6 protein-coding genes are annotated in these 7,021 nt (G+C 48.7%); all 6 read right to left on the minus strand.

The features are described 5' to 3' along the window. Positions 1–146: 146 nt before the first annotated feature. The 6 genes from ACN4EG_RS20885 to ACN4EG_RS20910 all read right to left on the minus strand — a co-directional run bounded on the left by ACN4EG_RS20885 (position 147) and on the right by ACN4EG_RS20910 (position 6,628). On the minus strand, positions 147–1,376 hold the full coding sequence (locus ACN4EG_RS20885; protein ID WP_431632125.1) for an LGFP repeat-containing protein: 1,230 nt from the start codon (positions 1,374–1,376) through the stop codon (positions 147–149). Positions 1,377–1,756: 380 nt separating this feature from the next. Beyond that, positions 1,757–1,882 (minus strand): hypothetical protein, encoded by a 126-nt coding sequence (locus ACN4EG_RS20890; RefSeq protein ID WP_431632126.1) that lies wholly within the window; start codon positions 1,880–1,882, stop codon positions 1,757–1,759. Between the two features lie 307 nt (positions 1,883–2,189). Beyond that, positions 2,190–2,702, minus strand: a complete 513-nt coding sequence (locus tag ACN4EG_RS20895) for a universal stress protein (RefSeq protein ID WP_431632127.1) — start codon at positions 2,700–2,702, stop codon at positions 2,190–2,192. A 60-nt stretch (positions 2,703–2,762) separates the two neighbouring features. Continuing rightward, on the minus strand, positions 2,763–5,492 hold the full coding sequence (locus ACN4EG_RS20900; RefSeq protein ID WP_431632128.1) for a cation-transporting P-type ATPase: 2,730 nt from the start codon (positions 5,490–5,492) through the stop codon (positions 2,763–2,765). 270 nt (positions 5,493–5,762) lie between these two features. After that, on the minus strand, positions 5,763–6,152 hold the full coding sequence (locus ACN4EG_RS20905) for a VOC family protein (RefSeq protein WP_431632129.1): 390 nt from the start codon (positions 6,150–6,152) through the stop codon (positions 5,763–5,765). Positions 6,153–6,235: 83 nt separating this feature from the next. Beyond that, positions 6,236–6,628 (minus strand): VOC family protein, encoded by a 393-nt coding sequence (locus ACN4EG_RS20910; protein ID WP_431632130.1) that lies wholly within the window; start codon positions 6,626–6,628, stop codon positions 6,236–6,238. Positions 6,629–7,021: the final 393 nt, after the last annotated feature.

Below are 7,021 nucleotides of genomic sequence, written 5' to 3' on the forward strand. Positions count from 1 at the left end.
GTAAGCTCCAGCGATCGCTTTGCAACGTTTAGTCACTTGTACTGAATCTCTATTGGTTAGGAAGTATGATGGAACTTGGCAATATGATTAATTGAGTTCCATCATACTTTCACGAATGAGAGGTTTGAGAAGAGATTAGATTCTGCTTAAACTTTCTTCACGAAAAAGTACAAGCGGTAAATTCCCTCGTCATCATGACCCATATCCCAAGTGAAATCAGCCACAGGGTCACCCCCTTCAGCCTTTTTCACCATTTGCATCAGATAATCTCTCGTTAGCAATTCGGCACGTCTACCGACAGTGTCATCGCCAGCACCAAGTAAATTGCTGAGTCCATTGGACACCTGTTGCAAAATACCGCCAGGAATTGTCACACCTGTGGAAGCACCAAGAGCAACATTACCAGCATCTAGAACGGATTTGAAAGTGCTAGAGTATGCGTTTGGATCACCCTGATCGTTCTCACGAATGACAACTGCAAGAATGACATCTTGTGCAATACCAGAATAGAGTCTGGCGGCAGTGCGGATAATATTTCCCTGATCTACATCGCCAATCACTCCAGTTTCGTAAGGTGTTTGTGCTTGCCCAGAAGTAGAAACGCCTAGGAACATGTAAGGCTCATCGCTGGATGAGATTTCGTTGGATTCATTGAGGCATTTGAATCCTGAAAACCAAATTTCGATATTGACCTCATAGAGTTTGACTTTTGTTCCGCCTGCCGGTGTCCAGTGAATTTCACCGCCTTCAAACAGGTTGTATCTGCCTTTACCATTAGTCCCTTCCGTCACGAGTTCATCGGTGCGAGGATAGCCTAGTCTACCCTTTTCCCATCCTTGGTTTTTCCAAGCCTCGCGAATCATACCCATGACAATGTGGGCTCCGGTAGTCGGTGTCCAGTAGATTGATCCACCTTCAAAATGGTTGAAGCGCCCAATACCATCAGGTGTTCCCAGTTCATCAGTGACTGGGAAACCTAAGAACCCTGAATCCCAATTTTTCTCTCCCCATTTATCGAGGATGCGACCATAGACGGCAAACGCTTGGCTGGTATTTTGCTTCCAAATGATGGTGCCATTTTGAAAATGATTGAACCGTCCTTTGCCACTGCCTGCATTTGCTTCATCACTAGCCGGATACCCTAGGGGACTTTTCTCCCATCCCAGTGCTGCCCATTTGGCGCGAATTAAGCCATAGATTAAGTGTGCGCCTGTTTGAGGATGCCAATAGATAGATGCGCCGCCATACTTCAGCCCTTCATAATGCCGATAGTAGCCAACTTTATCCGGACAAGCTTGTTCATTGGTAACTGGTTTGCCAATCCAGGGATTGGTTTTAATTAACTCATTGTACTTAGCATCGATCGCTGAAGCCATTGTGAATCTCCTAAATTGTTGAGAGTTTAGTGATAGCTAAGAAAATCGTGTGAATTGCGATCGCGCTCTGATAGTTCCCTTATGGGTTATTTTCTGTAGCCACAAAACAGGGACATATCAGAATCAGCCGCTCATCGTTCAACGATTACAACTATTCACACGGGCTCATCCTGATTTATGCAGCAAGGCGAATTAGCTACGGTTGAAGGGATTTGTCAAAACGAAGTTTGCTGGAAATGCGATCGGATCATAGGTCGATCGTATTCCCAGTGTCTAAGGTTGAGCATCAGACAGATGTTCAAATAAGCGATCGGTTGCAGTCATGACTGTTTCACCGACCTCAAACTCTCCAGTTTCAATGTCGATCGCAAAGTGTCGCGTTAGCGAATCGCCAGAATTTTTTCATCGTTACCTGCTTCAAGCTTCTGCCGAATTCCGGACTCATAGAGTTCTTGTCCGCATCGGGCTAATTCTTCCTTGCTATACCGTCGTTGGCAGACTGTCATAAGCTTGCCCTCGTTTCAACTCAGCCCTCTCGTTTTATCCTAGCTAACGACCCCGTTCACCCGCCGCAGATAACCTCGAACTCCAACCAACACTCTCTCATCGGTCGGTGTGCATTGGGGGGGTTAGCCTTCGCCATAGCTCCTAAGGGTTCCTTGTAGAATTTGCTTGGGGTGGCTCAATCTAATTGCCCCGATCGGAAAAGTATCAGCAACAGTAACTCGTTAGTCGCCCACCCTACAACATGAACGGTTTTAAAGGGAGAAGGATTAGGGTTGCTCATTCCCTGCCCCTATCTCGCTGAAGTGTTTAAGAATGCACAATGAGTACTGAGCAGGGTGCATGGTGCATGACATAATTACTCACACTGCCTAAGATCAGCTCACTCAGCCCTGTACGACCCCGGCTTCCCATCACAATCAAGTCGGCTTTCCAGGTTTGTGCTATTTTCTTGATGACTTGACCAGGCTTGCCTGGAAGTTGAGTGAACTCGGTCTTGATCCCCATCGCGATCGCTTGTTCGCTGTAGGGTTGGAATTTCTCACGGCTTTCCTTCTCATATTGCTGCCACTGCCGACGATGGGCTTCCCAATTGATCTCATCATAAACTGAGAAGAACATAGGCGTTTCTTGAGATGTCCCTGATTGATCACTACCCTCGACCATGCCCAGAGGCCAACCCGGACTACCTTCATCCTCCGCAGACAATACATGTAACACCATGAGACTAGCGTTCATTGCTTGGGCTAAAGCAACAGCCTTTGTAAAAACAGCTTGGGCTGTAGGTGTACTGTCCATTGCAACTAGAATTTTCTGAAACATAAGCGTGTCCAAGAATTAAGTATTGATGGCTGAAGACCTTGAAGAACTGATCCAGATACTTCATCTTTGGCTGGAAGGGGGGTCAATCGCATTCGCAAAAATTGTCCACGGCACCATTGGTACCATTGGCAATAAACAGATTAACCATTGATTCCAGGTGAGCGGTGCGGTTTCAAAGAGCGTGTTCATCACCGACCACTGGCTAAACACAATTTGCAGGACAACAGCCGCAACAATACCCACCATTAAGATCGGTGCAGTTGTGATGGATGTGGATTGACGGCGCGCATAGGCGATTAAACTTGTTCCCAGTTGACTGATACTGATCAGGTAGATGATGCGTGCTGCCACAAGGGATTGAATGGCCATGGTGCGGGCGACAGCAATATTATCTGTTGTGGATTGAGCCCATTCAAACATACCGAAAATCAGGACCCAGTTAAATAATGAAACAGCTACGATTCGGCGTAATAATTTCTGGGTGAGCAACGGTTCGTTGGGGTTGCGGGGTGGTTGTTGCATCAAGCCCTGAGATCTTGGTTCAAAGGCGAGGGGAACGGTCATGGTAATGGAGTTGATCATATTCAGCCAGAGTACTTGTAGGGATAGAATCGGCAACTCCCGTGCCAACAGAACACTGATTAGAATGGTCATGGATTCTCCTCCATTCACAGGCAGGAGAAAGGCGATCGCCTTTCGCAAATTCTGGTAAACCGTGCGCCCTTCTTCCACAGCCGCTTTGATGGAAGCAAAATTATCATCGGTCAACAACATGTCAGCGGATTCGCGGGCAACTTCCGTACCGCCTTTGCCCATGGCAATACCAATATCCGCCTGCTTGAGTGCTGGGGCATCGTTCACCCCATCTCCCGTCATGGCGACGATATTGCCTCTGGACTGGAGTGCTTCCACCAGTTGCAGCTTTTGTGCCGGGGCGACTCTGGCAAAGACAGATCCTTCGACGGCAGCATTGTGAATCTCTGACTCATTCATTTGGGCTAACTGTTGCCCAGCAAAGGCGACAACCCCTGAGCTAGTTTGAATTCCCATGCGTTGGGCGATCGCCCGTGCGGTGGCAATGTGATCACCTGTGATCATCTTGACTTGAATCCCGGCGGACTGGCAGGCATGAACGGCAGCGATCGCCTCTGGACGGGGTGGGTCAATCATGCCTTGGAGTCCTAGAAAGACGAGATTGGTGGCAATGTCTTCGTGGTCGATGGCATGTTGCTGTACCGATACCGTCTTTTGGGCAAATGCCAGCACCCGTAGCCCCTGCCCTGCCATATCATTGACTTCTTGTTTGATCTGGGTAGCATCGAGGGCGATCGCCTCTCCCTGGGCATCCAGCATCCAGCTACACCGACGCAACAACGCTTCCACTGATCCTTTCACATAGATCATTCGCGGTTGAGCATCGTGCAGCGTTGCCATGTACTGATACTCAGACTCAAAGGGAATGGCATCCATGCGAGGGGTGTCAGTCGTAAGTCCAGCCTGACTCAGCCCTGCTTTTTCCGCCACGGCAATCAAGGCTCCTTCTGTTGGGTCGCCCACTACCGTCCAATCGGTCCCTGTTTGTTGAAGCTGGGAGTCGTTACAGAGAACCCCTGCCGTCAAACACTGGGTTAAGGCAGGGGGCAGTTCCGCCGCATCCAGCCCCATCTCCTTGCCGTTGCTGACCTGGGTAATGTCGCCTTTGGGACTGTAGCCCCCGCCGCTGACGCGATAGGGTTGTCCCCCTGCGTGGATTGCCTGAACCGTCATCTGGTTTTCCGTCAACGTCCCGGTTTTGTCGGAACAAATCACTGTGGCGCTGCCTAACGCCTCCACCGCTGGCAATTTACGAATGATGGCGTTGCGGTTTGCCATCCGGTTGACGCCGATCGCCAGCGTGATGGTTACAACCGCAGGTAAACCTTCGGGTATTGCACTGACTGCCAGGGCGACTGCCGCCTCAAACATATCAATCCAGGAGCCTCCCTGCCCCAACCCTACTGCAAAGGTGAAGGTCGCCAGGGGCAAAATAATGTAGAGCAGAGTACGGCTGAATTGCTCAAACTTCCGGGTCAGGGGTGTGGTGAGGCTAACCCGATTTTCCATCGATCGCGAAATCTGCCCCATTTCAGTGGCATTGGCAGTCGCAACGACGATGCCCTGTCCCTGCCCAAACGTGACAAAACTACCTGCATAAGCCATATTGCAACGTTCGGCAAGGGGAGTCTCTGCTGGAAGCACCTGGACAGATTTTTCAACCGGAACGGATTCCCCGGTCAGAGCAGATTCATCGATCTGTAAGGTGCGAACTCGCAGCAACCGCAAATCTGCCGGGACTTTATCGCCCGATGTCAATACCACTAAATCCCCCGGTACCAGATCCCGCGAGGGAATCCGCAGCGGTTGCCCTTCTCGTAGAACGGTGGTTTCCGTGGTGACGGCTTTGGCGAGAGAGGCGATCGCCCCTTCTGCCTTAGCTTCCTGTACATAGCCGATAATGGCGTTAATCAGCGTCACTCCCCAGATTACCCAGGCATTCGTCCAGGAACCTAAAAACGCTTTAACGGCTCCAGCCAGAAGTAAAATGTAGAGGAGTGGCTGATGAAATTGCAGCAAGAACCTTAACCACGCGGGTTTTCCGGGCTGAAACTGCAACTCATTCCAGCCATGCTGCTCATAGCGACGAGCGACTTCCTCAGGCGTTAAACCGCTTTCTGCACTGCTGCCGAAGCTTTTTACAATTTCGTGGTCAGTAAGCGCATGATAAGAACGTGAATGGGATTGAACAATCATCACACCCTCCAACTTCTAAATTTACTTTCCGGAATAACCCATTACTCAGGTAATTGACAATTACTATTTCGAATAGTTGCCATTCATAGAGGCTAGACCAAAGATCAAGATCAGTTTTTGGATAAGCGTTTAGAAACGTACATCCTGCACACGAGGCTAACGCCATACGCATCACCGGACGCATTTACACTTTGCAAGACAACCCAAGTATACCGTCGTTCCGCCTGCAGGCGTTTGTTAGCCACACTCAATAAACACAAGTGCTCATACTTATTTCTCCGCTGCAGTAAATGGTGAACAAATATCTATCAAACAACCATTTGGATCGACGGTTAAGAATCGACGCTGCCCATAAAACTCGGTTTTGAGTTCTTGAATGATGCGAAGCTCCATAGCTACTGCTTTTTCGTAGACTAGATCCACTGCAGGAACTACAAACGTCACATACATACCTGATGGAGCAGTTTGATACTCTTGCGGAACAAGGCTATGACTACGAAGAATGATTCCAAACTCTAGTTCTTGATTAGACGGACTACGAAGTTGAACATACCAGTCACTGTCATAACTAACCTCAAGATCAAGTAAAGCCACGTAAAAATCTCGACTTTCAGCCAGTCGATCAGAGCAGATGTTTGTAAGAATGCGGCTAACGCTCATAACTATTCTCAATCATTGATCCAATAAGGCAAACATTTGATTTAAAGCCTGTTTAGCCACTGAGTTAAGGTTAAGCCGCACTTTTATGCAGATACGGGAGTGCATAGCTCAATGAGCGTTCCATCCGGTGCACGCAAATATGAAACAACTTGACCCCACGGCTTTTGGGATGGTGCTGAAAATTCAGTAGCCCCGTGAGTTAGTGCGCTTTTATGCGCGGTATGTACGTCAGAAGTGACAAAGCCGATTTCCACCCCTAAGGGTTGCTTGGATTCGCTAGCTCGTACATGACCTCCGGGAAAGTTTATCTCTCCAAGTTCATGAGCGGCGAATGCGAGAGTAGTCTCTCCAGTGCTCAGTTCGCCGTAATCACCTGATTCATGCAGAAACTTCTGCTCTAGACCAAAGGCTTGCTTGAAGAAGTGGAGTGAATCCACCACGCTTGGGACATAGATGATCGTGTAGCCGAGTTTCATGATGACTTTTAAGCAAGTGTTGGATAGTAAATGCGTGGAAAATGTTCCTTGCGACTCCGATGGCAACGATTAGTCAGGAATGTAGAGAGGCTAACGCAAAGTTCACCTGCTGTGAGTTGATTTTGCTGAAACTAGTTTAGCATTGCCAGTCAGGTGCGACGATCGGTTAGGCTGGGCCAATGAGGAAGATTTTCTGAAGATTTCACTCGGAACGACTGCCCACGAAACAATCTGAAAAGCCGATCGAACTTTGCATCACACAGGCTTTGTTGCATGATTAGAAAAACGGTCAGGTTCGCCTTGAGAGTGTCCTGGTATTAACCTTCAACCTTGTAGCTATCGGGTTTAACGATCTGAATCATCCGATTGAGCGCAACACATTTGATGAATAGC

The organism is Alkalinema pantanalense CENA528, from assembly GCF_050753345.1.
GTDB lineage: Bacteria > Cyanobacteriota > Cyanobacteriia > Leptolyngbyales > Leptolyngbyaceae > Alkalinema > Alkalinema pantanalense.